Origin of the sequence: Exiguobacterium sp. s133, assembly GCF_018618595.1 — a bacterium.
Lineage (GTDB): Bacteria > Bacillota > Bacilli > Exiguobacteriales > Exiguobacteriaceae > Exiguobacterium_A > Exiguobacterium_A oxidotolerans.
Map to the genome: position 1 here is coordinate 375266 of NZ_JACSMK010000001.1, position 26862 is coordinate 402127.

Sequence of the window (26862 nt, forward strand, 5' to 3'; positions counted from 1 at the left end):
TAGTCAAAACCAATTCAACTAAAAGAAACAGACTCCCTTCCAAAAGAGGAAGAAAGTCTGTTGTGATGATTATTGTTTGACAGCCGTCCGGATTGACAACTCATTTAATTGTGCGTCCGAGACCGGGCTCGGTGCTGCAGTCAATAAGTCGCTCGCCGACGCCGTTTTCGGGAAAGCGATCGTATCGCGTAAGTTTGTCCGTCCCGCGAGTAACATGATCAAGCGGTCAAGTCCGAGTGCAATTCCAGCATGCGGTGGTGTGCCGTATTCAAATGCTTCCATCAAGAAACCGAACTGTTCGTTCGCCTCTTCTTCCGTGAAACCAAGTAATTTGAACATCCGCTCTTGGATATCGCGCTCATAAATCCGTTGCGATCCGCCACCTAACTCATATCCGTTCAAGACAAGGTCATAGGCGACGGCAAGGACGCTGCCCGGGTCCGTTTCGAGTTTATCAAGATCTTCGCGGCGTGGCATCGTGAATGGATGGTGGTTCGCATAGAAACGACCGTCTTCTTCTTCGAATGTCACGAGCGGGAAGTCCGTCACCCACAGGAAGTTAAAGACCGTTTCGTCAATCAAACCAAGTTCTTTCGCCAGTTTTTGACGCAGTGCGCCGAGGCTGTCGGCAACGATTGACGCTTTTGCTGCGACGAAGACGAGTAAGTCGCCTGTTTCTGCTTCCGTCGCAGCGATAAGACGGGCAGCCGCTACTTCATCAAAGAATTTGGCAATTGGTCCGTTTAAGCCGTCCGGAGTCACTTTGACCCAGGCGAGACCTTTCGCGCCGTAAATGGCCGTGAACTCTTGTAATTTATCGATGTCTTTCCGCGAGAAGTTGTCTGCCGCCCCTTTGACGTTCAATGCTTTGACTTCGCCACCGGCTTCAAGTGCCATGTCGAAGACTTTAAAGCCCGCCCCTTTGACGGCTTCCGCAACATCGATCAGTTCGAGACCGAAGCGTGTATCCGGCTTGTCCGAACCGAACCGGCTCATCGCTTCTGCGTATGGCATCCGTGGGAATGGTGTCACGATGTCTTTTCCGAGTGTCTCTTTCATGACACGTGTCATCATCGACTCCATCATCGCATACAAGTCTTCCACGTCCATGAAGCTCGTTTCGATATCGACTTGTGTGAACTCCGGCTGACGGTCTGCCCGTAAGTCTTCGTCACGGAAACAACGTGCGATTTGGAAGTAGCGCTCAAAACCAGATACCATCAGTAACTGTTTAAACAACTGTGGTGATTGTGGCAAAGCATAGAATTCACCTGGGTGGACACGGCTTGGTACGAGATAGTCACGCGCGCCTTCCGGTGTCGACTTCGTCAAAATCGGTGTTTCGACTTCGAGGAAGTCCTGTTCGTCGAGGAAGTTCCGCATGATGTTCGACGCTTTCGAACGGAGGCGGAATGTCTCTTGGAGCGACGGACGACGTAAATCAAGGTAGCGATACTTCAAACGAAGATCTTCTGACGTTTGCTCTGCTTCTTCACTGATTGGAAATGGCGTCATTTTTGAAGCGTTCAAAATGACGACTTCGTCCGCAACGACTTCAACGAGCCCCGTCGGCATGTTCGGGTTCGGATTTTCACGTTGGACGACTTTCCCTTTAATATCAAGCACGTACTCGGAACGAATCGATTCTGCTAAGCGGTGTGCCTGTTCGTTTTCCGGTTGGAAGACGACTTGGACGATTCCTGTCCGGTCGCGAAGATCGAGGAAAATCAAGCCCCCGAGGTCACGTCGTTTTTGAACCCATCCTTTTAGCTGGACGGATTGTCCGATGACATCTTCCGTCACGTGTCCATTCATATGTGTGCGTCCGATCATTGTGTTGCCTCCTTTAATTTTGCGACGATCGTATCTGCGACCGCCGACAAGGGAACATCTGTCTGTTCGCCTGTCTCCATGTTTTTTAACGCTGCGGCACCACGTTCAACTTCTTCATCACCGAGGATGACCGTATACCGCGCCTTCATCCGGTCTGCTGCCTTGAATTGCCCCTTAAATTTACGACCAAGATAATCACGATCTGCCGTGAGTCCTTCGAGACGCATCAATTGGAGAAGACGTGTCGCCGTTTTTTCGACTTCTTCGTTGCCTTGGGCGACGATGAAGACATCGATTGCCTCGTCGATTTCCGGCAGGACTTGTTCATTCTCAAGTGCCATCAAGAGACGCTCGATTCCGATTCCGAACCCAATCCCCGGTGTCGCAGGTCCACCGATTTGTTCGACGAGACCGTTATACCGTCCACCGCCGCAAAGCGTCGTAATCGCACCGAAACCTTCTGCCTCGGACATGATTTCAAACGACGTGTGATTGTAATAGTCAAGACCACGGACGAGTGTTGGATCGATGACATATTCAATCCCTAACGCATCGAGGTGTGACAAGACTTGATCGAAGTAATCTTTCGATGACGTGTTCAAGAAATCGAGAATCGATGGTGCCGTCGCCATACTCGGGTGGTTCCGGTCGACTTTACAGTCAAGGACACGCAACGGGTTCGCTTCTAAACGGTTTTGACAATCTTGACACAGCTCGTGTGCGACCGGCTTGAAGTGATTGACGAGTGCTTCGCGGTGTGCGGCACGACTTTCGCTATCACCAAGCGAGTTGATGACGAGTTTTAATTGTTTCAGACCGAATGACCGATAGATGCTCATTGCGAGACTGATGACTTCTGCATCGATTGCCGGTTCTTCACTGCCGAGTGCTTCGACGCCGTACTGGTGGAGCTGACGGAAACGTCCTGCTTGCGGACGTTCATAACGGAACATCGGTCCGATGTAGAACAATTTCGTCGGCTGGTTCGGTGCTCCGTACAGTTTGTTCGTCACGAATGAACGTACGACCGCTGCCGTCCCTTCCGGACGAAGCGTAAATTGATCTTTTCCGCGTTTTTCGAGCATGAACATTTCTTTTTGAACGATGTCGGTCGTTTCTCCGACACCCCGTTTGAAGAGTTCTGTTTCTTCAAAGATCGGTGTCCGAATTTCTTTATAGTTGTATCGTTTACTGATCTCACGTAATTGATTTTCGATATACTGCCAGCGCTCAACCGTCCCTGGAAGGATATCGAACGTACCGCGTGGTAATTTCATCTTAATTCCTCCTTATAAGTGAATACAAAAAAGTCCTCGTCCGCAAAGGGACGAGAACTTGAAGATCCCGTGGTACCACCCTGGTTGCTGAAAAAATTCAGCCACTCGGTGCAGTTAACGCCTGCTTACGATTTTCCCTACTGCAGTGTTCAGGAAAATACCTCGGAAGGGTCTTTCACCCAATTCATCTGATCACCCTTTCAGCCAAGGGGCGACTCTCTAAGCAGACGAGGTCTTGGACTACTCCTCTTCGTCATCGGTTCTATAATCGTTCTATTACCATTTATATTGCATCGTTCCCGAAGTCCTGTCAAGACTTTGGTCACTTTTCTAAAATTAACGTGACCGGTCCGTCATTGATGAGGGCAATATCCATCATCGCACCGAACTGTCCCGTTTCGACCGTTACACCGTTCGAGCGAAGCCGTGTATTAAAAGCTTCATAAAGTTCATTTGCAAGATCCGGCTTCGCGGCTTCGGTAAATGCCGGACGCCGCCCTTTTTTGACGTCTCCGTATAAGGTGAACTGGGAGACGGATAAAATCTTCCCATCGACATCATCGAGTGAACGATTCATCCGTTCTTCCTCATCCTCGAACACGCGTAGCCCGGCAATTTTATCTGCTAACCAATTGACTTGATCGAGCGTATCCTCATGCGTGACACCGACGAGCAATAAAAATCCCCGTTCGATTTGACCGATGATTGATTCGTCGACCGTCACGCTCGCTTCTTTGACGCGTTGTAAAACGACTCTCATCCTATCCGCTCCTTACGTCATCATGACGCGATGGACTGCATACACGTCTGAGATTTGTTTAATCCGGTCAACGACCTTTTGTAAGTGATTGACGTTATTGATCGCGATCGTCATCGAAATCTTCGCTTGTTTGCTGTCATCGCCTTTACCGCTGACGGCAACGATGTTCGTGTTTGTTGCTGAAACAGACTGCAATACTTCATTGAGTAGACCCGCACGGTCGTACCCCGAGATTTCGATTTCGACGTTATAACTCTTGACCGTTTTTCCTTCATGCTCCCACTCGACTTCGAGCAAGCGTTCCGGATTTTGTTCATTCAAAACATTCAGGCAATCCGAACGGTGAATCGACACCCCGCGTCCACGCGTAATATAACCGACGATGTCGTCCCCGGGAACCGGGCTACAACAGCGACTCATCCGGACGAGCATATTGTCGATGCCTTTGACACGCACACCTTCTGGATTTTGTTTTTTCGGACGGTCAAATGTTTTCATCTCACTGATGGCGTCATTCAACTCAAGATTTTTAGATTCTTTATCTTTGCGTAACTTTTCCGTCAATTTGTGAGCGACTTGGGCAGCCGTCAAGCCATGGTAACCGACTGCGGCGTACATGTCTTCTTCTTGACCGAAGTTGAACTTCCGCGTGACGTCTTCGAGTGTTTTATCCGTGATGACTTCCTTCGGTTCAAAACCAAGTTTTTTAACTTCTGCTTCAATCAATTCGCGCCCTTTAAGGACATTTTCTTCGCGCTGTTGCCGTTTGAACCATTGACGGATTTTATTTTTCGCTTGACTCGAGACACAGATTTTTAACCAGTCCTTACTTGGACCGTAACTATGCTTCGACGTAACGATTTCAATGATATCGCCCGTTTTCAATTTATAATCGATTGGAACCATCCGTCCGTTGACCTTCGCACCAATCGTCCGGTGTCCGATCTCCGTATGAATACGGTAAGCATAATCGATCGGGACAGAGCCCTTCGGTAGCTCGATGACGTCGCCCTTTGGTGTAAAGACGTACAACATATCACTAAAGAAATCGACTTTGACGGATTCCATGAACTCTTCCGCGTCCGCTGTATCTTTTTGTAACTCCAGGATCTCACGGAAATGAGCAATCTTGTCTTCGAAGCCCGATTTCGCCTCTTGCTCTTTTCCTTCCTTGTACGCCCAGTGTGCGGCGATTCCGTACTCGGCGATGAAGTGCATGTCCCGTGTCCGAATTTGAACTTCGAGCGGCTCCCCTTTCGGTCCGATGACGGTCGTATGCAGCGACTGGTACATGTTCGGTTTCGGCATCGCGATGTAATCTTTGAATCGACCCGGCATCGGTTTGTATTGCGTATGAATGATACCAAGGACCGCGTAACAATCTTTGATTGAATCCACGATGATTCGGACTGCCATTAAATCATAAATTTCACTGAACTCTTTTTTCGAGTTTTGCATTTTATTATAGATCGAGTAAATGTGTTTTGGACGACCGTCGACCTCAGCAGCAATCTGTACTTCATCCAACACTTCATTGACCTCTCCGATGACGGAATTAACGAGCGCTTCACGTTCCGTTCGTTTTTGTTTCATCATCGAGACGATCCGGTAATATTGCTGTGGATTGATGTATCGGAGGCTGATGTCTTCAAGCTCCCATTTAATCGTCGAAATCCCGAGACGGTGTGCAAGCGGCGCGAAAATTTCGAGTGTTTCTTCCGCTTTTTGAACTTGCTTTTCTTTGACCATGTGTTGCAAGGTCCGCATGTTATGCAGACGGTCAGCAAGCTTAATCAAGATGACACGAATGTCTTCTGCCATCGCAATGAACATCTTCCGGTGATTCTCTGCTAACTCTTCACGTTTGGATTTATATTTAATTTTCCCGAGTTTCGTCACACCATCAACGAGCATCGCGACGTCCGGTCCAAAGCGTTCCGTCAACTCTTCAAGCGTAATGTCTGTATCTTCTACGACGTCATGAAGAAGCGCTGCGACAATCGTCGTGGCATCGAGTCCGATGTCGACAAGAATCCCGGCAACTTGTACCGGGTGAATGATATAAGGTTCACCCGATCGACGAAATTGTCCATCATGCTCGTCTTTTGCGAATTGGTAGGCACGTTCAATATCGTTCACTTCTGCCACAGTCATGTATTCCGCACATCGAGCGAGAAGGTCTTCTACGTTTACGATTTGTTTATTTGTCATCCCTTTTCCTCACCCAGTCCCCGGGATTGCTTCCGCCTAAATCCCTAATATATATCTCCTATTATCGTGAAATCTTTATAAGATGTCAAAATAAAAAGAAATACCCCCCCGACAAGTTCGTCGGGAGAGTATTCCTGTCATTAGTCTTCGTAGCGAATCAATGACAAAATATCGTAACCTGCTAATTTTTCACGTCCACCAAGTCCATCCAATTCAATCAAGAACCCGATTCCGGCAACCGTACCACCAAGTTGTTCAATCATTTTGATCGTTGCTTCAATCGTCCCGCCTGTCGCAAGCAAATCATCCAGGATGACAACACGTTGCCCTGGTTTGATTGCATCATGGTGCATCGTCAAGACATCTTTGCCGTACTCAAGACCATACTCGACACGGACTGTCTCACGAGGGAGCTTGCCTTCTTTACGAACGGGAACAAAACCGATTTCCATCGCGTATGCCGCAGGGCAACCGACGACGAATCCACGTGCTTCCGGTCCTGCGATAACGTCTGCCCCTTGCTTGCGTGCGTAATCGACGAGTGCATCGACCGATTGTTTGTAAGCCGGACCGTTTTCCATCAATGATGTGATGTCTTTAAAGCTGATTCCTTCTTTCGGCCAGTTCTCGACCTCTTTTATATGCTGTTTGAACTCCATGTCATTTCCTCCTGCTTCGCCGCTTCCACTAAAGTATCAAAACGCTCTTTCAACTGAGCGAGTGACGAATAAATGTATTGTTGCTCGAGACGTTGACGTTCTTCATGACGCTTGTACGTCGCGGCCTCCGTCAAATCTCGTTTTTCAGCGTCAGGGTTCACACCCGGTAGCCCGTCCTCCATTGTAACAAGAAAATCGAGTTCCGAAAACACTGAATGCATAAAGTTAATCGAACGTTTCGACCATTTTCTTGTTTTCGACAAACGAACGAGTCCGATTCGCAACTCTTCGCGTGGACATTTTGCGAAGTAATTAAAGTAATGCTTGAAGTCTTCACGCGACGGAATCGCCTCGAAGTAGTACCCTTCATCCTTAAACGCACAATAAATCCGCTCCGCCTGTTTCAAGTACGGTAAGAATGCTTCTTCCGTCTCCGGTAAGTCGAGGAACACAACATTTTCATGAATCGCTCCATTCAGCGGACGCTCGGCATATTTTTGTTTTGTCTCGTCCGAAAATGCAACGAGCGTCGTCTGTTCTTGGGGCAACTCAAAAATGTCCGTTAATGGTTTTTTCCCACCGCGGTAATCAAATAATTGATAATCGGCGACAGCCAAATCTTGAATCATCAATTGCGGCTTCCGAAAACCATTCCACTCATTGATGTTCAGACTCCCCATCAAGGAGACTTCAGCGAGTAGTGAAATTTCGTCTACCGCGTCACCGAAACCGAAACCAATCCCGTCTAACTCTGACGTTCCATCCGATAAGAGCGCCTTCAAATGGGTCAAATCACGGCCGATCCGTTTCATGTCCCGAATTTTAGCGTCTTCGATGACGATCCGTGGTGCCGGATTCCCCATACCGAACGGAGCTAAGCGACCAATTTCCTCAATCAATCCGATTGAAACGTCAGAGACGCATAGCCGCAAGTCGATCTCAATCGTCGCGATGAAGGCTTCATCCGGTAGTTTGGCAGCCTGTGCATTCAAGCGTTCACGTAACGTGACGACGTCATCCGACGAGAGTGTCATGCCGGCAGCTGCCGGGTGTCCACCGAAATGCGGTAAGATGTCTTCACATAGCGTCAACTCGGCAAATAAATCGAAGGCTGCAATCGAGCGACCAGACCCTTTCGCCGTCCCCTTCTCCGCATCATGACAAAGCATGATGACCGGACGGTGATATTTCTCGACGAGTCGTGAGGCGACGATGCCGACGACACCCGGGTTCCAGTTGTCCGCGTCAACAACAAGCACACGGTCTTCTAGATATTTTTCTTCGACAAGTGCTGTCGCTTCTTCCGCGATTTGTTTGACGATGTCTTGCCGTTGTTTATTTTGTTGGTCGAGCTGGTTCGCAAGTACGACGGCTTCCTCGAGTGTCTCAGCAAGTAACATCTCAAGTGCCGGCATCGCGGAATCGAGTCGACCGGCCGCATTGATCCGGGGACCGAATGCGAACCCGACCGATTCTTCCGTCAGTTCGTCTTCCGTCAAACTACAGACTTGGCGTAGTGCCAAGATGCCGGGACGCTCACTTCCATTCAACGCTTCAATTCCTTTTGTCGCAAGCAACCGGTTCTCATCGACGAGCGGTACTAAGTCGGCAATCGTTCCGAGCACGGCGAGGTCAAGCAACTCCGTCGGGACACGTTCGAGCAGTGCGTGTGCGACTTTAAAGGCAACACCCGCCCCAGCGAGTTTTGAGAACGGATAGTTGCGATCGACACCCGGGTGAATCATCGCATAGGCGTCCGGGAGAACTTCTTTCGCCTCATGGTGATCGGTGATGATGAGGTCGACACCTAACTCTTTTAAGACGGCTGCTTCCTTGATACCTGAAATCCCGCAGTCGACCGTGATGATTAATCCGAATCCTTCTTCGACCGCCCAGCGGAAGGCCGCTTCATTCGGTCCGTAGCCTTCCGTGAACCGGTTCGGGATATAACATTCTGCCATTGCCCCGATTTCAGTTAACGCATGCCACAAAATCGCAGCCGAACTGACACCATCGACATCATAATCCCCATAAATTAAAATCATTTCACCTTGATCGGCAGCTTCTTTAATCCGCGCGACGACTTTTTCCATATCCTGAAACAGGAATGGATCGTGGAACGGCATTTGTCCTGCTTCTAAAAAGGCCGTTGCCTGAGCCGGCGTCTCGAGACCACGCTGGACTAGCAGACGGGCTACGTTCGGTGAGACGGACGCTTGCGCGACCAGCTCGTCTATTTTTAGCGGATCGACTGCTTTGTCGAGCCATGTTTTTTTTGAATGATACATCCAATCCCTCCAATCAACTTCCCCATTATAAGACAAAACCCGCGTCAGGGATACCCAACGCGGATTGTCTTCATGAAGCTTGTTTTGGTTGTTTTAATGTGCGTTTTTTCATGACGAGCCAAAGTTGCGCAGCGATGAAGATCGATGAATACATCCCCATGAACAAACCGACAAGCAAGGCAAGACTGAAACCACGAATCGCTTCACTTCCGAAAATATAGAGGGCGGCAGCCGTCATGATGACGGTCACGACCGTATTGATTGAACGGATGATCGTTTGCTGAATCGATTCGTTGACGACGTCGCATAATTCATCAAACGAAACGGTTCTGCCGCCTTTTTCAGCACGCCCTAAATTTTCACGCACCCTGTCGAACGTCACGATCGTATCATTGACCGAGTACCCGATAATCGTCAGGACGGCGGCGATGAAGTACAGGTTGACTTCGATTTGGAAGAGTGAGAAGAACGCGATGATCATCAAGGCATCATGGAGCAAAGCAAGCACTGTCGCGATTCCATACGTCGGTTGGAAACGGAACGAGACATAGATGACAATTCCGATTGAAGCGAGCAAGACAGCGTACATCGCATTTCGGGCGATCTCACGACCCACTTGTGGGGAGACCGTTGAAATACTTGGTGCTTTATCATATTTCGCTTCAATCGTTTTGTTCATTTCCGCGACTTGTTCTTGACTGAACTCACCGACGAACGTGACGTTCGCGAGCGTACCGCCTTGCGCGAACTGAATCCCGTCGATTTCTTTTGCGTCGATTCCCGCTTCTTCAATGACGGACCGGACTTCACTTTCCTCGATTTGATTTTCCGAAGAAATTTCGACCCGTGTCCCTTCCGTGAAGTCAATCCCGAGATTCAAGCCTCGGAATGAAAGCAACAGAACCGACAGGAGAACTAAAGCGATTGTGATCGTGAAGTAGACTTTGCGATGTTTTACATAATCGAATTTCGTAGGATTAAAGTTCACGAATTTCACTCTCCTTTACGCCAAACCATGATTTTTTCTTATCAAACCAACGGCTACTGACAAGAAGTTGCATCAAGTAACGAGAGATGAAGACGTTCGTGATGAACGTGACGGCAATCGAAACCATCAACATGATCGCAAACCCTTTGACGGTACTCGTTCCGAAGTAATAGAGGACACCTGCTGAAATCAGCGTCGTTAAGTTCGCATCTAAAATCGTTCCGAATGAACGGCGATTCCCGGCTTTGAATGCCGACAAAACAGATTTCCCACTACGTAGCTCATCTTTAATCCGCTCTGCAGTGATGATGTTCGCATCGACCGCCATCCCGACTCCAAGGACGAGTGCCGCGATACCCGGTAAGGTCAAGACGGCATTGATTCCGTTGAAGAAGATCATGACGAGGTAAATATAGAACAACAACGTGATGATTGAGACGAAACCAGATACACGGTAGAACAGCAACATGAATAAGAAGACTGCCGCAACACCGATCATTGATGCAAATAATGTTTGATCAAGCGCATCTTTCCCGAATGCCGCCGACACTGATGTCGAGTAGATTTCATCAAGCTTAACCGGTAATGCCCCCGCATTTAAAATGGATGACAATTGTTTTCCGTACTCGGCGTCGATATCGCCACCCGAGATGATTGCTTTATCCGAGTTGATTGGCTGATTGACTGACGCATCAGATACAATTTTTGAATTTTCTTTTTGAATCTCTTTTTCGTACGTGTCACCTTTCGCATAATCAAGCCAAATAACGAGACGATTATCCGGCGCTTGTTTTTGCGAAATCTGTTGTGTCACTTCATAGAACTTCTCTTTTGATTTCAATGTTAATTCGACGAGTGGTTCGTTCGTATTCGGATCATATCCGACTTTCGCACCCTTCGCCTTTAAATCCGATCCGTCAAGCAACAGCTTATCGTCGATATCACGGAATGATAACTCGGCTGTCGAAGATAGAATCTGACGTGCTTCGCTTTGGTTTTTGACACCCGCGAGTTGTACACGAATCCGGTCTTTCCCTTCGATTCGGATGTCCGGCTCCGATACACCGAGAACGTTGACACGGTTTTCGATTGCCGTCAACGTCGCGCTCATCGCTGTATCATCGATGACATCCCCCTCTTTTAAGGGTTGAACTTCATACAACACTTCGAACCCGCCCTTTAAATCAAGACCGAGTTTCGTGTCTTTCAAGAGCCATGTCGACGTCGTGCCGATCAAGATGAGTAATGCGGCGACGATAATGAAGAACGTGGCTAGTTTTCCTTTCTTAACCATGCTACATTGTCCTTTCTCTAAACCCCAGTATATTTTCAGACAACTTTCGTATCCTATCCTAGCTTACATAAGAATTGGTAATCATAGCAATCGTTTTTCTCATATAAAGACAGAAAAGACGCTCCGAAATTCGGAAAGCGTCTTTTTCTTGCCTTATTCGACGGTTTCGTCGTCCATGACAGTCGTTGATTTTTTTGTAACTTCCGCGACTGCACTACGATTGAACGTCAATTGGGAATTCCCTGATTTTAATGTAACTGTCGTTTCATCAACCTTTTGTACGACTCCGTGGAGTCCACCGATTGTAACGACCGTGTCGCCGCGTGATAATTGCGTTTGCATTTCACGGACTTGCTTCTGGCGTTTGTTCTGTGGACGAATCAACAAGAAATAGAACACCACGAAGATCAAAATCATCGGGAGGAATGTGATTAGTTGTTGCATCTGACTCAGCTCCTTTTCATTCAAATCACGTTCATTATACCTTGAAACGATTGATTTGTCAGACGATAACTCAGAAATTCTTTGCGTTTGGTAAATTATAACCGTATTCTTCGAAGAACTCATCCTTGAAATCAAGTAAACGGTCCTCTCGAATCGCTTGGCGAACGCCCTCCATCAATTTGACGAGGAAGTGAAGGTTATGTGTCGAACAGAGATGTAAACCGAACGTTTCCTGGGCACGAATCAAGTGGTGGATGTAGGCACGTGAGTAATTTTTACATGCATAGCAATCACACTTTTCGTCGAGCGGACGGAAATCGCGTGCATATTTCGCATTACGGACGACAAGCCGGCCGCTTGATGTCATCAACGTTCCGTTACGCGCAATCCGCGTCGGTAAGACACAGTCGAACATATCGATACCGCGAATCGCCCCTTCAATCAAGGCATCTGGTGATCCGACACCCATCAAGTAACGTGGTTTATCTTCCGGCATGAGTGGCGTCGTGAATTCGAGCGCCCGGTACATGACGTCTTTTGGTTCTCCGACAGACAAACCACCGACGGCATAGCCTGGGAAGTCGAGTGATGCAAGGTCACGTGCGCTTTGACGACGTAAGTCTTCGTACTCGCCCCCTTGGATGATCCCGAACAAGGCTTGATCTTGCGGCCGTTCATGTGCCGTCAAGCAACGTTCTGCCCAGCGACTTGTCCGTTCAACCGATGCTTTCATGTATTCGTGTGACGCCGGGAACGGCGGACATTCGTCAAACGCCATCATGATGTCTGAACCGAGTGCGTTTTGAATCTCCATCGCTTTTTCCGGTGAGAGGAACAGCTTGTCCCCGTTCAAGTGATTCCGGAAGTGGACGCCTTCTTCCGTGATGTTCCGGAGGTCAGCGAGTGAGAAGACCTGGAAACCACCAGAATCAGTTAAAATCGCGCCATCCCAGTTCATGAACTTGTGTAGACCGCCTGCTTCTTTGATGACGTCGTGCCCCGGACGAACCCAGAGATGATAGGTGTTCGAGAGAATGATGTTTGCGTTCATGTCCTTGATTTGTTCCGGTGCCATCGTCTTGACCGTCGCTTGCGTTCCGACTGGCATGAAGACAGGTGTTTCGAAGCTACCGTGCGGCGTGTGGACGATTCCTAACCGCGCACCTGATTGTTTACATGTCTTAATGTGTTCGTATGTTACTGCGTGTTTTGTCATCGGTTTAATTCCTCTCTTGTTAAGAACATCGCGTCACCGAAACTAAAGAATCGGTATCCGTTTGCGACGGCTTCTTCGTATGCGTGTAAAATGTGTTCCCGGGTCGACAGTGCGGAGACAAGCATGATTAACGTCGACTTCGGCAAATGGAAATTCGTAATCAAACCATCGATCGCCTTCACTTCCTGCCCCGGGTAAATAAAGATGTCCGTCCACCCCGTCGCTTCGACGAAGTCACCATGATCACGGATAACTGTCTCAAGTGTCCGCGTCGACGTCGTTCCGACCGCGATGATCCGTCCGCCGCGCGCTCGTGTCTCACGTAAAATTGCTGCTGAACTTTCCGGCAGTTCATAATATTCACTATGCATCTTATGACTGTCGACGTCATCGACCGAAACCGGACGGAACGTACCGAGACCGACATGTAACGTGAGCGGTGCTAGTGTAACGCCTTTATCCGTCAATGCTTTCAGCAATTCCGGTGTGAAGTGGAGTCCAGCAGTCGGTGCCGCAGCACTCCCGCGTTCGCGCGCATACACCGTCTGGTAACGATCTTGATCGTCGAGTTGCTCGTGAATATACGGTGGAAGCGGCATCGTCCCGAGCTCGTCGAGGACTTCATAAAAGATACCGTCATACGAGAACTTCAAAATTCGTCCGCCATCGTCGAGCGCTTCGACGCATTCAGCTTTAAGTAAGCCGTCACCAAACGTAATCACCGTTCCCGGCTTCACACGTTTCGCTGGTTTTGCGAGCGTCTCCCAGACATCATCACTCGTCTGCTTCAATAACAACAGCTCGATTTTTCCACCGGTTTCTTCTTTGACACCAAACAAACGGGCTGGTAAGACTTTTGTATCATTGATGACGAGCGTGTCGCCCGCATTGAAGTGCGAGACGATATCATGGAACCGTTCGTGACGTAACGCTCCCGTCTCGCGGTCAATCACCATCAGCTTCGAGCTCGTCCGGTCGAGTAAGGGAACTTGGGCAATCTGTTCTTCCGGCAAATGAAAATCAAATAAGTTTACATCCATGAGTCAATTTCCTTCTTTCAATCCTAAATGTTGCCGCGCGAACGGTGTCAAAACCCGGCCGCGTGGGGTTCGTTGTAAAAATCCTTGTTGTAACAGGTACGGTTCGTAGACGTCTTCAATCGTCTGTGCGTCCTCCCCGATCGTTGCGGCAATCGTTTCGAGTCCGACGGGTCCGCCAGCAAACCGTTCAGCGAGTGAACGGAGTAACCGGTGATCGACATCATCCAGTCCGAGCGCATCGACATGGAGCCGGTCGAGTGCACTCGTCGCGAGTGTCGCATCGATTTCTGTTTGATGGGCGACCTGGGCAAAATCACGCACCCGGCGTAATAAGCGATTGGCGACCCGTGGTGTTCCACGCGAGCGGAGCGCGATGGCTTCCGCCGCCATCCGGTCTGCTTCAAATCCGAATAGACGTGACGTCCGGGTAACAATCGCTGAGAGCTCCGGCATCGTGTAATACTCAAGTTTCAGTGTCACACCGAAGCGGTCACGGAGCGGGGCAGACAGCATCCCGGCCCGTGTCGTCGCACCGACGAGCGTAAACGGTGGCAAGTCAATCCGGACGCTGCGGGCCAGTTCGCCTTGCCCAATCACGATATCAAGGCAATAATCTTCCATCGCCGGATACAGAATTTCTTCGATTGAACGACTGAGCCGATGAATCTCATCGATGAATAAGACATCTCCCGGTTCGAGTGACGAGAGGATTGCTGCTAAGTCACCCGGTCGCTCGATTGCCGGTCCTGCTGTCGTCTTGACACCGACGCCCATCTCATTGGCGATGATCGTCGCAAGTGTCGTCTTTCCGAGACCAGGAGGGCCATAAAGCAGAACGTGATCGAGCGTCTCTTGACGAATCTTCGCCGCTTCGATGAAGACACTTAAGTTTCCTTTTGCCTTCTCTTGACCGATGTACTGATCAAGTGTTTGCGGACGTAGACTCCACTCTTCTTGATCTTCTGCATGGGCTGATTCTGATAAAATCCGCTCTTCCATTTTGTCCTCACCTCACATTCAATAACAACTGAAGGGCCCGCTTGACATATTGATCCGTCGAGAGCACTTCGGCTTGAAGCGCCTTTTTGACTTTTTCGACTTCACGGTCACTGTACCCGAGAGCCGTCAAGGCTTCACATGCTTCGTTCAACTCGGCATTACTTTGAGCGAACAGCCCTTCGCTCGGTACATAATCCGGAGCGAGCTCGGCTAATTTCCCTTTTAAATCAAGTGTCATCTGTTTCGCCGTCTTTTTACCGACGCCCGGGAACTTGATGAGGTAACTTTCTTTTTCCTGTTCAATCGCTTCGACAAGCGCGTCAACATTTCCTGACGCGACGATTGCGAGTGCCCCTTTTGGACCAATTCCTGTCACACCAAGCAATTTCGTGAACAATGCACGTTCGCGTCGTGAACGGAATCCGAACAATACTTCTTGATCTTCTCTCACATAATGATACGTATATACGATAACCTGTTCGTCTCCGGTCCGATAAAAAAACGGGTTCGGTGCTACGATTTTGTAGCCAATCCCCCCGACTTCGATCGTCACGAATTCCGCACAGACATAAGCGACCTCGCCGCGTACGAATTCTATCAATTTAGAACGCTCCCATCCAATTACAAACTCTCGTGCTATTGTAGCATATAAGTCCGATTTGCTTCAAAATGTTCTTCCGACAAAAAACGCCTCACCGATGAGTTTAATCGGCAAGGCGCTGTCTGATTTATGATCGGTCGAGCATCCGCTCCAGTGCCAAGACGGCATATTCTGTCGTCTCGGCATCGACACTGATGATGTTGACCGGTGTGCCACACTCCACCTGTTCGAGTGACCAGGCGAGGTGTGGCAAGTCAATCCGGTTCATCGTCAAGCAGGGACACATGAATGGATTGAGGGATACAATATCTTGCTCCGGAAAATCCTTCGCCAACCGGTTGACGAGATTCATCTCTGTTCCGACCGCCCATTTCGTGCCGGCTGCCGCCTGCTTCACTTGATTGATGATATACGCTGTCGAACCGTTTAAATCTGCTGCTTCCACGACCTCAAACGAGCATTCCGGATGGACGAGAATCTGGCGTGCCGGATCCGTCAGCCGGAACTGTTCAATTTGACCGACCGTGAACTTTTCGTGGACCGAACAATGCCCTTTCCATAAAATGACGCGGATGTCCGAGTCTTCTCCATCAAATACTAATTGATCGTTGATTGGATCCCAGACCGCCATCTGTTCGAGCGGAATTCCGAGCGCATGTGCTGTGTTTCGTCCTAAATGTTGATCCGGCAGGAAAAACAGAATATCCCGTTCCGCAAGCGCCCATTCGACCATCTTGACAGCATTCGATGAAGTCACCGTCGCTCCCCCATGGCGTCCGACGAACGCTTTGATTTCTGCTGTCGAGTTGACGTAGGTCAAAGGTAAAATCGAGTCACCGAGCCGATTGACGAGATAGGCATAGGCACGTTCCGTTTGATAGCCGTTCGCCATGTCCGCCATCGAACAGCCGGCACGCATATCGGGTAAGACGACCGTATGTTCAGCATCTGTTAACATATCGGCTGTTTCCGCCATGAAATGGACACCACAAAAAACGGTATACTCGGCCTCCGTCATCTGTTTCGCGATTTGCGCCAGTTGAAGCGAGTCCCCTGTTGCGTCAGCAAACTGGACGACTTCATCCTTTTGATAATGGTGCGCCGGCAAAAACAACCGACTGCCCATCCGGTGTTTGACCCCTTCAATGATTGCTATTAATTCTGCCTCTGTTTTTTCTAAGTACTGTCCGGGAATCCCTTGATTCGCCAATAAATCAAAGCTCATCTTTTTTTCCTCCTTGAATTTTCATACTGATATCGAGTGCCGGCGCTGAATGTGTCAACGCCCCGACTGAGATGACATTTGCTCCGCTATCCGCGTAGTCTGGCAACGTATCAACTGTAATACCGCCGGAAATTTCCACCGTGATATGCGATGGGATCAGTTGCCGGAGCTGTTTGATTTCTGCAGGTGTTCGGTTGTCGAGCATGATGATGTCGACACCGGCTTTGACCGCTTCGTCGACTTCCGATTCTGTCTCGACTTCGACTTCGATCGGCGTCGTATGCCCGACGGCACGTTTTGCCCGTTTGACTGCCTCCGTGATCGACCCTGCTGCCGTGATGTGATTATCTTTAATCATCACGGCGTCATCTAGGCGCCCCCGGTGATTGAAGCCACCACCGACGCGAACAGCATGTTTTTCAAGCATCCGTAGACCTGGTGTCGTCTTGCGTGTATCCGCGATGCGAATTCGTCCATCTGCCCGGTCAACAGCACTGCGTGTCAATGTCGCAATACCTGACGTCCGTTGAATCAAATTAAGCGCTACCCGTTCTCCGCTTAAAATCGAACGCAAGTCGCCCGTCCATTCCGCAAGAACTTGTCCCCGCTTGATTGCTTGTCCATCTTCAACCTGTTGAATGAATGTCACCTCTAGCAATCGTGCAAGCTCACGCAACACGGCGACGCCGCAAAAGATGCCATCCTCTTTCGCAAGGAATCGTCCCGTCCCTTGCTCGTGTCCAGTCAGACAAAGTTCACTCGTGATGTCTTGATGTCCGATATCCTCGATTAAAAATCCTTCAAGTTGTTGCTGCAGGTGCCATCTGTTCATTCGTTTGTCGCTCCTCTTTTAATCGACGTAATGCTCCTTCGAGGAGGAGACGTCCCGTCATGATGTGTAATCGATTTTGTTCCGCCTGCCGCCCCGTTTGCTGAACCGACTCGCTCATTAATTGCTCAAGGGTGGCTTGAAGACGGTCTTCTTTAAGTTCAACCGTTAAGACTTCACTCAACTTCTCCTGTAAAACATCATCCTCACATCCAAAGACCTGTCGGAATGCAGGGAGTGGCCTCCGAGGTGCGAGCTGTAACTGCCGTGCCACGGCTTTTCCCATCACAAAACATTCAAGCAACGAGTTCGAAGCAAGACGATTCGTGCCGTGTAATCCGATTGATGCCGTCTCTCCGACTGCGTACAAACCAGCGACTGATGTTCGCCCTGCAAGATCCGTTTCGATTCCGCCCATTAAAAAGTGGACGCCGGTCGTCACCTCGACAAGCTCCGGATTTATGTTCAATTCTTCACATTTTCGAGCGAATGTCGGGAATCGTTCCGCCAACTGTCTGACCGGTGTCGTGTTGAGGTAAACCGATTCCTGTTTTCGGACTGCCGTGATCATAGCCGCCACTTCGTCCCGTGCCGCTAAGTCCCTTTCCGGATGATTGTCCATCACACGGTGACCATCGCGCGTCATTAAGTATGCTCCCGCACCTCTCAACGCCTCTGTGATTAAGCCAACGGATTTTCCATGGTGGACTAAAATCGTTGGATGGTGTTGGACGTATCCTAAATCAGACAAGTTTGCCCCGACGGCAGCAGCAAGTGCTAATCCGTCTCCGGTGATCGTAGTATCATTCGTCGAAGTCGACAAAAGGCCGCCGATTCCCCCTGTCGCCAGGACGACGGCACGTGCTGAAATTTCAATCCGCTCTTCGCCGCGATATCCTGCTGCTCCGACGACACGTCCGCCAGACGTTAACAATTGTGTGATGACGGTCTGCTCAAGGACTGGATGCGTGATTTTTTCAGATAGTGTTTCCATCATCCGGCACCCAGTCTGGTCACCCCCGCTATGGAATATCCGCGGAAGACCGTGCGCTCCCTCGCGCCCAACCGCGTACTCACCATTCTCTTGACGGTCGAAGATGACACCCAGTGCTTCGAGTTCAGAAATCACTGTCCTTCCTTCGCGTGTTACGAACTCCACGGCTTCAGGGTTCACCCATCCTTTTGCAGCGCGGACTGTATCTGCGCGATGTGCCTCGTGATCATCCTCGAGCGCCGAAGAAGCAATCCCCCCTTGTGCCCGCATCGAGTTCGTCTCACTTCTAGTTCCTTTCGTGACGAGTAATGCGCGCAGATTGTCCGGTAAGTGGAGTGCGACCGTGATTGCTGCAAGCCCTGTCCCGACAATCAAGACATCGGTCACGAAATGTTTATATAAAGACATTTGTTTTACACCTCTGTTTTTTTAGTTTACTATTGTCTTGACAATAAGTTTGGCATATTTTTAGTCGAGTGACAAGACGAAAGGATCCGATTCATTTATGATTTATTTAGATTACGCGGCAACGACTCCGATGTACCCTGGTGCAATTGAACAGTATCGATTGGCGGCTGAACAAGCTTACGGCAACAGTTCTTCACTTCATGACATAGGAAATCGAGCAGCACAAATTCTCGAACGAGCACGTACACAGCTCTTAGCTCTACTCGGTCAAACTGATGGAAATATCGTTTTCACCGGTAGTGGCTCGGAAGCGAATTACATTGCGATACAGCACCTCCTTCGTCAAAGTCAAAAGACAACTGTCTTGACACTTGCTTGCGAACACGATTCCGTTCTCCTGCCACTGGAGCGGCTCGCCTCAAACACGATTCTCTTACCACTGCTTCCAAATGGTTCATTTGACTGGACGTACTTCAAGACCGTCTGCACGGATGAAGTCGGTGTTGTCTCAATTCAACACGTCAACTCGGACACAGGCTTCATTTTTCCAGTTGAAGAAATCGCTCAATTTTGTCAGGCGAGAGGGATCTTATTTCACTGTGACGGTGTGCAAGGATTTCTCAAACACCCCCTCTCAATCGACTCGTTTGATGCCTATACATGCAGCAGTCATAAAGTCTACGGACCAAAAGGACTTGGTGCCGTCTATTTACGCCGTCCGCTCTTTAGCCCTTACTACGCTGCCCACCACGAGCTTGGAATTCGCCCCGGAACGGTCGACATCCCGGGAATCGTCGCTTTCCTGACTGCTTGTGAGCACTATCAATCTGAAAATCCTCGCTTCCAAGCCGCAAGTCAGAAATTTCGTGGTATGCTACAAAAAAGACTTCCTCATGCGGGTTATCATGTCGTCGAGTCACCCGATCAACTGGCTTCGATTTGTGCCATTCATACGAAACGGATGGATGGACAATTCGTTTTACTTGCCCTGAACCGGGCTGGAATCGCTGTTTCAGCCGGAAGCGCTTGCCGGGCAGGCGAAAATGGACCGAATTCTACGCTTCGTGCCATCCAGTATGATGAAACGGCAGCACACGGCCTGATTCGTCTTAGTTTTGGACTTCATACGACAAAAGAGGAAGTCGAGCGGTGTATCGATTTTTTAAGTACACTTGATACATGATTTTTTGAAGAAGGGCAGGAGTGGCAATGGGAAGAAGACAATCTGGAGAAGAACGTCGAAACTTACTCCTACAGATTATCGAGGATAGTGATCATCCGATCACCGGTACGGCACTTGCGAAACAGGCGGGTGTAAGCCGACAAGTCATCGTTCAGGATTTATCGTTATTAAAAGCCAAAGGTCATCCAGTCGTAGCTACGGCTCGCGGGTATTTACTCAATGAACTAGAAAACGATTCTTCACGAAAACGGCGAAAAATCGTCTGCCGTCATGGATACGATCAACTTAAAGAAGAATGTGACGCCATCGTCGACGAAGGCGTCACCGTTCTTGACGTCATCGTCGAACATCCGGTCTACGGTTTCATCACGGGCGAGTTGATGCTGAAAAGTCGGCGTGATGTCCGCGTTTTAATAGAACGCCTTGAAGAAACACAGGCGACCCCATTATCGAGTCTGACGGATGGTGTCCACATCCATACGTTAGAAGCTGACAGTGATGAGGCGCTTGAAGCAGCAATTGAAAAGTTAGATCATCTCGGCATCCTAGTTTCCGAGTTGGACGTCTAACCAAAATGCATGCATCTGACCGTCATGAACGAAAAAAGTATGTACAGAAAACGCCGATGACTCCGCATAAAAGCGGGAACATCGGCGTTTCTTACGCACAGGGCGAAACTGTTTTTCATTACGTTTGATTTTTAAGCGATGATTGCATATGCCTCTTCGACTTTTAGACTGTAGACAAACTCTTATAAAGCGTAAAAATGTGATATCGAGAAGCAACAGTTCGCGCCTCGCCCGAGGAAAGCAACGAAAAAAGACACTTTTATTTTCAGATATCACTTTGTCTACACGCTGAAAGAAGGGATTGCACATCCATGATAGATGGCAATCCCTTCTTTTTTTTATCATCGGCTTTTAATCAACGTGTTGTGTTCAGACCTCTTCCAAGTCGATCAAGATCGTTCTTCGACCGTTTCAGCAACTTCAGACGCGAATGTTGCTAATATTTTTCGGACACGGCGGTTTTCAACATGAAGTACCGTGAACGTGACACGCTCATATGTCATCGTTGTACCAACTTCAGGAATTTGACCGACACGTTCCATAATCCAGCCGCCCAGCGACTGGGCTTCTGTTTCCGGCATCGTCAACTCGAATTGGTCACAAAAATCTTCAATATCATACTCTGCGAGACATTCGAAACGGTTTACACCAATCTGTTTCGTATATTCAAGTGATTCATCATGCTCATCCCAAATTTCACCGACTAATTCTTCTAAAATATCTTCAAGCGTAATTAATCCGGCCGTTCCACCAAACTCGTCAAGTACGACAGCCATATGTGACTGTTTCACTTTCAGTTCAGGTAACAAATCCATCAAATGGGTTTGCGGGACGACGAAGGATACCGGTCGAATCCACTCACGGATGTCGACGGTTCCATTTTTGACGAACTCGCGTAAGAAATCACGTTCGGATAGAACACCGATGATATGGTCAATCGAGTCCTTATAAACCGGCAGACGGGAAAAACCGCCTTTTTGTACCTCACGTAAAATTTCTTCGAAGCTGTCATCGATATCAATCGCTTGAATATCTGTTCGTGGTGTCAACGCTTCTTCGACAGTAATGTTCTTAAAATCGACGGCACGGTGGACAAGCTCAGCCCCTGCTTCATCCATGACGCCTTCTTCTTCGCTAATGTCTACGAGTGCACGAAGTTCTTGTTCCGTTACGAGCGGTCCTTTCGGATCAGCACCAATCAGGACGAGTGCAACGTGGCGCAACTTTAAGAATAAGAAGACTCCCGGTTTGAAGAGACTCAGGCACATGCGCAGTGGACGACTAATCCAGAGGACGTACTTTTCAGCATGTTCCCGTGCGTAAGATTTCGGAATCAATTCACCGAATAACAAAATCAGTAAGAACGTTCCGAAAATGATGCCGACGCGTGGTAACGGCTCCGGTGACATCGTCATCGCAAGCCATCCCCCAATCATCGCAACACCGAGGTTCGAAATCGTATTGCCAATCAAAATTGCGGTCAGCGTTTCTTCATAGCGTTGGAACAAGCGCAGTGCTTGTGAGGCACGACGGTCGCCTTCTTCTGATTGATGCAAAATCCGTAAGCGGTTTGCGCTAGATAAAGCAGTTTCAGAAGAAGAGAAGAACGCTGAGATGACCAATAACACGAGCAGCCAGATAAACGGAATCGCGGGAAGTGGGTCCACGATGATTTCACACTCCATTTCCTAAGTGAATGATTTACGTGATCTTTAGAACGAAGACTCGATGAATTCGAATTCGAAGTCACGGATCCGAACGACGTCCCCATCAATCGCACCTAACTTACGGAGCTCATCATCGACGCCCATTTGACGTAATGTCCGAGCGAATCGTTTAATCGACTCTTCCCGCATGAAGTTCGTCATCGTGAAGAGTTTCTCGATCCGTGGTCCTTGGATGACGAAGCAATCATCTTCATCTTTCGAAATCGTAAAGCCAGCTTCTGGTGCTTCGTAACCATAGACAACACGTGGTGTCGCTGCTTTTTCTTCAAGCTCTTCAAGACCAAATTCTGGTGTCGCATCGACGAGATCGGCGATCCGGAACAAGAGGTCACGCAATCCTTGACGCGTCGCTGCAGAAATTGCAAAGACTTCGAGGTCCGGGAAAGCTTCTTTGAATGCTTCGAGGTTCGCTTCTGCATCCGGCATATCCATCTTGTTTGCGACGACGACTTGCGGACGATCCGTCAAACGTAAGTTATAGTCTGCCAGTTCTTTGTTGATGATGTTGTAATCCTCAACCGGGTCGCGCCCTTCCATTCCACTCATGTCGATGACGTGGACGATGACTTTCGTCCGCTCGACGTGACGGAGGAATTGGTGACCGAGTCCGACACCTTCACTTGCTCCTTCGATGAGTCCCGGTAAGTCGGCCATGATGAAGCTACGGCTGTCTTCCGTTTCAACGACACCGATGTTCGGTGTGATTGTCGTGAAGTGATATGCTCCAATTTTCGGACGTGCTGCTGAGACGATTGATAACATCGTTGATTTCCCGACACTCGGGAATCCGACAAGTCCAACATCAGCGAGCATCTTGAGTTCAAGTTTCAAGTACTTCTCTTCGCCCGGCTCCCCGTTTTCCGCATGTTCCGGAGCTGGGTTCGCAGGTGTCGCGAAACGCGAGTTTCCGCGTCCACCACGTCCACCTTTAGCGACGACGGCTTGTTGCCCGTGATGAACGAGATCGGCAATGACTGCATCCGTATCATCATCGTAGACGACCGTGCCTGGTGGTACTTTAACGACGAGGTGCTCCGACTTACGTCCGTGCATCCCCTTCGACATTCCATTTTCACCTTGAACGGCTTTAAAATGGCGTTTGTAACGGAAGTCCATTAACGTACGAAGTCCTTCATCCACTTCAAGAACGACGTGAGCACCGTGCCCACCATCTCCTCCGGCTGGACCACCGTCTGGAACATATTTTTCGCGACGGAACGCAACTTGCCCGCGTCCACCATCTCCTGCTTTTACATAAATATTTACCTGATCGACGAACATGTCAGATCCCTCCTATTACTTCTCTTCCCCTACAGGAAGACTTTCAATTTCGATCACACACTCATTGGCTGTCTGTGACTCGATTTCCATCGGCGTCACTAGATTCTTAAGGCGCGACATATCTAGTAGATCCCGATAGACCTCGATGGTCACGCCCTCATGGAAGGTCACGGATACTTCTCCATCTCCCACTTCAATCATATCAATCGCAGCCTCGATGATTTTCGCTAGCCGTACGTCATCAATCTGCTTCGGTTTCTCGATCACATCATATTCGACAGTCAAGCCTGTCCAATCCGCTCGTTGAAGTGTGAGCGCTGTTTTCGGTAGTTCAATCAACGTCAGGCGTCCTTCTCGTGACGCTTGCTCGCGATAGACTGAACAAATCGATTCAACCGCCGCCTCGTCACCCATCGCGCTATACGAACGAACGAGTTGTAATCGATTCAACCATTCGTGACGAAGTGTCTTTAAAAGATCAAGTACCTGCTCATCCTTCATCGGTCGTTCCCTCCTAAAAAAACAGACCCTAACCCCCGAAAGTGGCTAGAGTCTGCTTCATCGATCACTTATGCTGGGTAAACGCTGACTTGTTTTTTGTCGCGTCCAAGACGTTCGAAACGAACGACACCAGTTGCAGTTGCGAAAAGTGTATCATCGCCACCACGTCCGACGTTCATACCTGGGTGAATCTTCGTACCGCGTTGGCGGTAGAGGATTGAACCAGCAGAAACAGTTTGACCGTCTGCACGTTTCGCCCCAAGGCGTTTCGATTGCGAGTCACGACCGTTCTTTGTCGAACCTACCCCTTTTTTCGATGCGAAGAACTGAAGATTAAGTTTCAACATGTGGAATCCACCTCCTATATTTGTTCAAGTTGGATATACTCACCGTAACTTTCAGCGATGGTTCCGAGTTGGACCAAAGTCGCCTCCAGTAACAATTGGGTGCGTTCACTGACATCCGGTGCTAAGTCAGCGTACGGCTCTACATAAAAGTAGCCACCCTCTTGTTGTTCTGCCATTTCAAGGAGCAGGACCTGCCCGAGTAGTGACTCGATTGCATTGTATGCTCCGAAAATCACGCTTGAAGTGCCGGCACAGACTAAATCTAGACCAGGCTCAGCAAACTCGGCATGTCCTGTCACTTCGATGGAACGGATCAAATCCGCTTCATCTCGTCGAATCTTAACACGTATCATGGCTTACGCTTCGATTTTCTCGATGCGGACCTTCGTGTAAGGTTGACGGTGACCTTGCTTACGACGGTAGTTCTTTTTAGCTTTCATTTTGAAGACTGTGATCTTTTTCGCGCGAGCGTGTTTGATGACCGTTGCTACGACCTTCGCACCTTCTACGAGTGGAGCGCCGACTTTAACATCGTCACCACCAAGGATCAAGACTTCGCCGAATTCTACTGTGCTGTCGACGTCTGCGTTTAATTTCTCAACGTAGATCTCTTGGCCAGCTTCGACTTTAACTTGTTTACCACCAGTTTTAATAATTGCGTACATTACGTGCACCTCCTCTTAGGAACTCAGACTCGCCATCACGGGCAGCGGATGCTTTAAAACCCGGTCTGTGCGGTTGTAGTCATTTGGTGCTTCCAAACGAACTAACGTTATTCAGAATACCAAATGAAGTTGACTATTGTCAATAACGTTCTTATTGTTTTTGCTGACGACCGATAAATTCTTCACATTCCTGCTTCGTTCCCGTAAATAAGATACCGGTTTCGCCTTCGACAATCAACAGCTCGACCGGTGCATCTTGTAGCAACAACGGACTTAATTCGCCAGTCGGCACGCGGACGACTGCTGCTTCCGCATAGGTCGCAATTTCAATCAACTTCGGTTCGAGTTGCCGGTGAATCGCAATCCGTGACGGCTTCCCTTGTACGATGGAACGCTCGAGTAACGATTTTCCATGCCGTTGCCGCGTCAATTCGCAAAGGCCCATCTTCGTAAAGCCGTAGACTTCGATTTGCTTCGTTTCTTGGGCGGCGCGTTCCTTTAGCAATTGCGTCACACGCGTCTGCCCTTTACTTGAGCCCCGCAGGAAATCGACGGCAATCATGCCACTGATGTTGCGCAGGCGTAATTGGCGCATGATTTCACCGGCTGCCGCTTCATTGATTTGGTCAAACGTCCGCTTTTGCTCTTTGACGGAAATCATCTTTCCACTATTGACGTCAATCACTGTCATCGTCTCGACTTCTTCAATCAATAAATAGGCGCCTCCATCGAGCCAAACGACTTTTTCGAGCGCTTTCTCGATGACGCGGTCGACATGCCCCATCTCCGGGAGCCGTCCTTTCAATACAGGACGATCGACGCGTAATCCGAGTTGCTCTAATCGTTCTTTCTCCATTCGATTCGATACACAGGCTTCTTCGACGAACGGGAGCCGTTTCGCTTCCTGGACAATCAATGATTCACCCTGTTCTAAGTTATCCTGCTTTAGCATTTGTTCATGACGGGCACGTAACTGGAACAGTTCTTTCTCAAGTACACCGGCTTCTGCTTGCGATGCTTCCGTCCGGTATAAGATGCCTTCCATCTCACTTGTCTGAATCAGCTCCGCTAATTGTTGCTGCGTGACGAGATCGAGTTTCCGGCTGAAGCGGACACGCCGACCATACGGGAAATAGACGAGATAGCGTCCGCCATAGGTGATGTTTTGCGTCACTTTATGCTGTTTCGGTGCCGTGCCTTCCTTGACGACCTGAACGAGAACGGTCTGACCGACTTGGACAGCCTGACCGATTGTCGGGACATCCGGGTAACGGCGTAACGTTTCTAATGTTTCGTTGATCGGTAAGTAAAGCGGTGTTCCATCGGTCGCAATCAAAAAGGCAGCCTCAAGCGTCGGATGCAGCCGATCGACTTTCGCGTAGAGCAGCGTACCGACACGAATCTCATCTCGCATCCGCTCATGGTACTCGACGACCCGTCCGCCTTCAACTAACGCAACACGCTCAAGCGACGGGGTTTGTTCACTAATCCATTTCATACGAATTCCTCCAAAAAAAATAGAC

Annotated in this window: 23 protein-coding genes, 1 pseudogene and 2 other annotated features; of the genes and pseudogenes, 2 read left to right on the plus strand and 22 right to left on the minus strand. The window is 49.1% G+C overall.

Going from position 1 to position 26862, the window contains the following annotated elements; translation table 11 throughout:
* Positions 1 to 69 precede the first annotated feature (69 nt).
* From aspS to KNP96_RS01980, 15 genes and pseudogenes are all read right to left on the minus strand, one after another.
* Positions 70 to 1833 carry an aspartate--tRNA ligase gene (gene aspS / locus KNP96_RS01905; RefSeq protein ID WP_088837517.1) on the minus strand — a complete coding sequence of 588 codons (1764 nt, stop codon included), beginning with the start codon at positions 1831 to 1833 and terminating at the stop codon, positions 70 to 72.
* Positions 1830 to 3110: a histidine--tRNA ligase gene (hisS, locus tag KNP96_RS01910; RefSeq protein ID WP_088837518.1), complete on the minus strand. Its 1281-nt coding sequence runs from the start codon at positions 3108 to 3110 to the stop codon at positions 1830 to 1832. The genes aspS and hisS overlap by 4 nt, the downstream gene beginning before the upstream one ends.
* A gap of 43 nt (positions 3111 to 3153) precedes the next feature.
* Positions 3154 to 3376: a binding site (T-box leader), on the minus strand.
* A gap of 56 nt (positions 3377 to 3432) precedes the next feature.
* On the minus strand, positions 3433 to 3870 hold the full coding sequence (dtd, locus tag KNP96_RS01915) for a D-aminoacyl-tRNA deacylase (RefSeq protein ID WP_214766476.1): 438 nt from the start codon (positions 3868 to 3870) through the stop codon (positions 3433 to 3435).
* Positions 3871 to 3882: 12 nt separating this feature from the next.
* Positions 3883 to 6081, minus strand: a complete 2199-nt coding sequence (locus tag KNP96_RS01920; RefSeq protein WP_088837520.1) for a RelA/SpoT family protein — start codon at positions 6079 to 6081, stop codon at positions 3883 to 3885.
* A 140-nt stretch (positions 6082 to 6221) separates the two neighbouring features.
* Positions 6222 to 6740, minus strand: a complete 519-nt coding sequence (locus KNP96_RS01925; protein WP_029331033.1) for an adenine phosphoribosyltransferase — start codon at positions 6738 to 6740, stop codon at positions 6222 to 6224.
* Positions 6719 to 9028, minus strand: coding sequence for a single-stranded-DNA-specific exonuclease RecJ (gene recJ, locus KNP96_RS01930; protein WP_088837521.1), 2310 nt, complete (start codon positions 9026 to 9028; stop codon positions 6719 to 6721). Before recJ ends, KNP96_RS01925 begins: the two co-directional genes overlap by 22 nt.
* A 70-nt stretch (positions 9029 to 9098) precedes the next feature.
* Positions 9099 to 11310, minus strand: a pseudogene (gene secD / locus KNP96_RS16660) (protein translocase subunit SecD).
* A 153-nt stretch (positions 11311 to 11463) separates the two neighbouring features.
* Positions 11464 to 11754, minus strand: coding sequence for a preprotein translocase subunit YajC (gene yajC / locus KNP96_RS01945; RefSeq protein WP_029331035.1), 291 nt, complete (start codon positions 11752 to 11754; stop codon positions 11464 to 11466).
* A gap of 70 nt (positions 11755 to 11824) precedes the next feature.
* Positions 11825 to 12970 carry a tRNA guanosine(34) transglycosylase Tgt gene (tgt, locus tag KNP96_RS01950; RefSeq protein ID WP_088837522.1) on the minus strand — a complete coding sequence of 382 codons (1146 nt, stop codon included), beginning with the start codon at positions 12968 to 12970 and terminating at the stop codon, positions 11825 to 11827.
* A complete protein-coding gene (gene queA, locus KNP96_RS01955) occupies positions 12967 to 14010 on the minus strand; it encodes a tRNA preQ1(34) S-adenosylmethionine ribosyltransferase-isomerase QueA (RefSeq protein WP_088837523.1) in 1044 nt (347 codons plus the stop codon). Before queA ends, tgt begins: the two co-directional genes overlap by 4 nt.
* A gap of 3 nt (positions 14011 to 14013) precedes the next feature.
* On the minus strand, positions 14014 to 15009 hold the full coding sequence (gene ruvB, locus KNP96_RS01960; RefSeq protein ID WP_088837524.1) for a Holliday junction branch migration DNA helicase RuvB: 996 nt from the start codon (positions 15007 to 15009) through the stop codon (positions 14014 to 14016).
* Between the two features lie 7 nt (positions 15010 to 15016).
* Entirely contained in the window at positions 15017 to 15610 is a 594-nt protein-coding gene (gene ruvA / locus KNP96_RS01965) for a Holliday junction branch migration protein RuvA (RefSeq protein WP_029331039.1), read from the minus strand.
* 127 nt (positions 15611 to 15737) lie between these two features.
* Positions 15738 to 16835 carry a quinolinate synthase NadA gene (nadA, locus tag KNP96_RS01970; protein ID WP_214768679.1) on the minus strand — a complete coding sequence of 366 codons (1098 nt, stop codon included), beginning with the start codon at positions 16833 to 16835 and terminating at the stop codon, positions 15738 to 15740.
* Complete coding sequence (gene nadC / locus KNP96_RS01975) at positions 16825 to 17667, minus strand: carboxylating nicotinate-nucleotide diphosphorylase (protein WP_214768680.1); 843 nt, start codon at positions 17665 to 17667, stop codon at positions 16825 to 16827. Before nadC ends, nadA begins: the two co-directional genes overlap by 11 nt.
* A complete protein-coding gene (locus KNP96_RS01980) occupies positions 17636 to 19066 on the minus strand; it encodes an L-aspartate oxidase (protein ID WP_214768683.1) in 1431 nt (476 codons plus the stop codon). Before KNP96_RS01980 ends, nadC begins: the two co-directional genes overlap by 32 nt.
* Positions 19067 to 19163: 97 nt before the next feature.
* Between KNP96_RS01980 and KNP96_RS01985 the strand changes: the two genes are divergently transcribed.
* Together KNP96_RS01985 and KNP96_RS01990 are read left to right on the plus strand one after the other, a co-directional pair.
* Positions 19164 to 20249, plus strand: a complete 1086-nt coding sequence (locus KNP96_RS01985; protein ID WP_214768685.1) for a cysteine desulfurase family protein — start codon at positions 19164 to 19166, stop codon at positions 20247 to 20249.
* Positions 20250 to 20275: 26 nt separating this feature from the next.
* On the plus strand, positions 20276 to 20818 hold the full coding sequence (locus KNP96_RS01990) for a transcription repressor NadR (protein ID WP_088837529.1): 543 nt from the start codon (positions 20276 to 20278) through the stop codon (positions 20816 to 20818).
* A 389-nt stretch (positions 20819 to 21207) separates the two neighbouring features.
* Here KNP96_RS01990 and KNP96_RS01995 read toward each other — a convergent pair whose 3' ends face one another.
* The 7 genes from KNP96_RS01995 to KNP96_RS02025 form a co-directional block, all read right to left on the minus strand.
* The gene (locus tag KNP96_RS01995) at positions 21208 to 22485 is read right to left on the minus strand and encodes a hemolysin family protein (protein WP_088837530.1); all 1278 of its coding nucleotides are present in this window, start codon (positions 22483 to 22485) and stop codon (positions 21208 to 21210) included.
* Between the two features lie 45 nt (positions 22486 to 22530).
* Positions 22531 to 23826 (minus strand): GTPase ObgE, encoded by a 1296-nt coding sequence (obgE, locus tag KNP96_RS02000; RefSeq protein WP_029331046.1) that lies wholly within the window; start codon positions 23824 to 23826, stop codon positions 22531 to 22533.
* Between the two features lie 15 nt (positions 23827 to 23841).
* A complete protein-coding gene (locus KNP96_RS02005) occupies positions 23842 to 24327 on the minus strand; it encodes a Spo0B domain-containing protein (RefSeq protein ID WP_029331047.1) in 486 nt (161 codons plus the stop codon).
* Positions 24328 to 24395: 68 nt separating this feature from the next.
* On the minus strand, positions 24396 to 24674 hold the full coding sequence (rpmA, locus tag KNP96_RS02010) for a 50S ribosomal protein L27 (RefSeq protein WP_012370976.1): 279 nt from the start codon (positions 24672 to 24674) through the stop codon (positions 24396 to 24398).
* A gap of 14 nt (positions 24675 to 24688) precedes the next feature.
* Positions 24689 to 25027: a ribosomal-processing cysteine protease Prp gene (locus KNP96_RS02015; RefSeq protein ID WP_029331048.1), complete on the minus strand. Its 339-nt coding sequence runs from the start codon at positions 25025 to 25027 to the stop codon at positions 24689 to 24691.
* A gap of 3 nt (positions 25028 to 25030) precedes the next feature.
* Positions 25031 to 25339, minus strand: a complete 309-nt coding sequence (gene rplU / locus KNP96_RS02020; protein ID WP_012370978.1) for a 50S ribosomal protein L21 — start codon at positions 25337 to 25339, stop codon at positions 25031 to 25033.
* 15 nt (positions 25340 to 25354) lie between these two features.
* Positions 25355 to 25424 (minus strand) — a sequence feature (ribosomal protein L21 leader region).
* 66 nt (positions 25425 to 25490) lie between these two features.
* Positions 25491 to 26837: a ribonuclease E/G gene (locus tag KNP96_RS02025; protein ID WP_214768686.1), complete on the minus strand. Its 1347-nt coding sequence runs from the start codon at positions 26835 to 26837 to the stop codon at positions 25491 to 25493.
* Positions 26838 to 26862 lie beyond the last annotated feature (25 nt).

Bases quoted from the DNA above. Each gene is read 5' to 3' on its own strand.
- nadC (WP_214768680.1), bottom strand. From the start codon at position 17,667: ATGAACAGATGGCACCTGCAGCAACAACTTGAAGGATTTTTAATCGAG.
- KNP96_RS02005 (WP_029331047.1), bottom strand. From the start codon at position 24,327: ATGAAGGATGAGCAGGTACTTGATCTTTTAAAGACACTTCGTCACGAA.
- KNP96_RS01985 (WP_214768685.1), top strand. From the start codon at position 19,164: ATGATTTATTTAGATTACGCGGCAACGACTCCGATGTACCCTGGTGCA.
- KNP96_RS02025 (WP_214768686.1), bottom strand. From the start codon at position 26,837: ATGAAATGGATTAGTGAACAAACCCCGTCGCTTGAGCGTGTTGCGTTA.
- KNP96_RS01990 (WP_088837529.1), top strand. From the start codon at position 20,276: ATGGGAAGAAGACAATCTGGAGAAGAACGTCGAAACTTACTCCTACAG.
- rplU (WP_012370978.1), bottom strand. From the start codon at position 25,339: ATGTACGCAATTATTAAAACTGGTGGTAAACAAGTTAAAGTCGAAGCT.
- tgt (WP_088837522.1), bottom strand. From the start codon at position 12,970: ATGACAAAACACGCAGTAACATACGAACACATTAAGACATGTAAACAA.
- nadA (WP_214768679.1), bottom strand. From the start codon at position 16,835: ATGAGCTTTGATTTATTGGCGAATCAAGGGATTCCCGGACAGTACTTA.
- KNP96_RS01925 (WP_029331033.1), bottom strand. From the start codon at position 6,740: ATGGAGTTCAAACAGCATATAAAAGAGGTCGAGAACTGGCCGAAAGAA.
- KNP96_RS01920 (WP_088837520.1), bottom strand. From the start codon at position 6,081: ATGACAAATAAACAAATCGTAAACGTAGAAGACCTTCTCGCTCGATGT.
- obgE (WP_029331046.1), bottom strand. From the start codon at position 23,826: ATGTTCGTCGATCAGGTAAATATTTATGTAAAAGCAGGAGATGGTGGA.
- aspS (WP_088837517.1), bottom strand. From the start codon at position 1,833: ATGATCGGACGCACACATATGAATGGACACGTGACGGAAGATGTCATC.
- KNP96_RS01980 (WP_214768683.1), bottom strand. From the start codon at position 19,066: ATGTCTTTATATAAACATTTCGTGACCGATGTCTTGATTGTCGGGACA.
- ruvB (WP_088837524.1), bottom strand. From the start codon at position 15,009: ATGGAAGAGCGGATTTTATCAGAATCAGCCCATGCAGAAGATCAAGAA.
- KNP96_RS02015 (WP_029331048.1), bottom strand. From the start codon at position 25,027: ATGATACGTGTTAAGATTCGACGAGATGAAGCGGATTTGATCCGTTCC.
- yajC (WP_029331035.1), bottom strand. From the start codon at position 11,754: ATGCAACAACTAATCACATTCCTCCCGATGATTTTGATCTTCGTGGTG.
- dtd (WP_214766476.1), bottom strand. From the start codon at position 3,870: ATGAGAGTCGTTTTACAACGCGTCAAAGAAGCGAGCGTGACGGTCGAC.
- hisS (WP_088837518.1), bottom strand. From the start codon at position 3,110: ATGAAATTACCACGCGGTACGTTCGATATCCTTCCAGGGACGGTTGAG.
- rpmA (WP_012370976.1), bottom strand. From the start codon at position 24,674: ATGTTGAAACTTAATCTTCAGTTCTTCGCATCGAAAAAAGGGGTAGGT.
- queA (WP_088837523.1), bottom strand. From the start codon at position 14,010: ATGGATGTAAACTTATTTGATTTTCATTTGCCGGAAGAACAGATTGCC.
- recJ (WP_088837521.1), bottom strand. From the start codon at position 9,028: ATGTATCATTCAAAAAAAACATGGCTCGACAAAGCAGTCGATCCGCTA.